At 35.8% G+C, this 1,530-nt stretch carries 3 protein-coding genes; 1 reads left to right on the top strand and 2 read right to left on the bottom strand.

All coding sequences use genetic code 11. The features are described from left to right. Positions 1-2 precede the first annotated feature (2 nt). Positions 3-209, top strand: coding sequence for a hypothetical protein (locus tag QVP90_RS03300; protein WP_288203906.1), 207 nt, complete (start codon positions 3-5; stop codon positions 207-209). A 40-nt stretch (positions 210-249) separates the two neighbouring features. Here QVP90_RS03300 and QVP90_RS03295 read toward each other — a convergent pair whose 3' ends face one another. After that, positions 250-408, bottom strand: coding sequence for a hypothetical protein (locus tag QVP90_RS03295; protein ID WP_005925326.1), 159 nt, complete (start codon positions 406-408; stop codon positions 250-252). Continuing rightward, positions 405-1,319: an IS1595 family transposase gene (locus tag QVP90_RS03290; RefSeq protein ID WP_007482614.1), complete on the bottom strand. Its 915-nt coding sequence runs from the start codon at positions 1,317-1,319 to the stop codon at positions 405-407. Before QVP90_RS03290 ends, QVP90_RS03295 begins: the two co-directional genes overlap by 4 nt. Positions 1,320-1,530: the final 211 nt, after the last annotated feature.

Genomic DNA, 1,530 nt, shown 5'->3' with positions numbered 1-1,530 from the left:
CTATTGCGGCGGCTGCATTAGCATCCCGAAAAAATCGCAATCCTGTGAATTGGTTCTTTGTGTCTTGTTTTTGGGGTATTATAGGATTGATTGTATTAGCATGCTCTGAGAAATTAAACAAAGAAGAATATGAAAGTGACACGCTCGTTACAGTGATGTGGCTTATCTTACTTATACCGTTTTCGTTATTGATTATTTTATCATTATAACAATTGGGAAAGAAAATATTACGTAATGGGGGCAGGATTTTTACTTCCTGCCTTTATTGTTCTTCTTAGGGCGATAATTTATCATCAAGCTTACGGCTTCCTCAAAAGAAGTCGGTTTCTTATGCACTCTTTTGGGATTTTCGTCAGTATTCGATATTCGCTTCATGTCGTTTACTGTCAATTCTTTCTTTTTATTCATTCCGTCAATGATTTGTAAGTGATATGATATTCTACGTTGCAAAGTAACAAATTAAATCGCTCCGTTTCATTCATTTTACGGGTATTGTAACGAAATACATATTCATTCATATATCTATGTAGGTGTTTACGACTCGTTTTATGATAGATGCCAATTATGCTTCTTTTTACCGTAGCCCAAAAACTTTCAATACTATTAGTATAAGAGTCACCATCAACATACTGTCCTTTACCGTGGTCTACAATATTGCGAACATAGATTCTACCTATCGTGTCATAACCACACCATTCATCGGTATATAACCTTGCGGAGCGTTTTACAGTTCTGAGAATAGGTACGGTAAGACTCCTTTTGGAAGTATCATTTATTACCCTACATACCACTTTGCCACCCCTTTCGAGCATTCCCAGCACTGGAGTCTTATCTTTGAAACTTCTTCCTTGAGAGTTCTTTATCTTTTTGTTAGCATGCCTATTTTTATTCTTGCCACCAACGAACGTTTCGTCCAGTTCTACTTCGCCATCTAACTTATGATCGTTCTCACAATAGAAGCATTCCCGGATACGATGTAACATATGCCAAGCCGTTTTCTGAGTTACTGAAATGTCTTTCGACAGTTGTATGGAAGATATTCCTTTCTTATGAGACGTTTCAAACCATATCGCCACAAACCACTTTATCAATGGCACTTTGCTCTTTTGAAATACCGTACCCGTTTTGACATTGAAGTTCAATCCTGTATTCTTACAACGGTATTTTCCGCCGCCATAGTTATATACCTTAGATGCTGGGTCATAGGGAGAAACTATGCCATTCTTCCATCTACATAATTCTAAATATTCAATACAAGATTGTTCCGTAGGAAACGCTTGTAATAAATCGAATAAAGATTTGAATTCAAAAGTATTCATACCCAAACTTAAACTGGTTTGGTATGATTAACTTTGGTGATTTTTTGGTTGTTGGCGCAACTGTCTAAATAAGGCGGCTTTTTTAGATATAAAAACAAGATAGTTCGCTGATTTACAAAGAAATGTAATTTAGAATAGACACACGCTAAATGCAAAAAATAACCTCAAGAAAATTCCCAAGGTTACTCAATTATGAATTATAGGTTATAAA

This window comes from Bacteroides sp. CAG:189 (genome assembly GCF_000432295.1).
GTDB lineage: Bacteria > Bacteroidota > Bacteroidia > Bacteroidales > Bacteroidaceae > Bacteroides > Bacteroides salyersiae.
The sequence above is the reverse complement of the archived record's forward strand: the minus strand, read 5'-3'. Positions and strand labels throughout refer to the sequence as shown.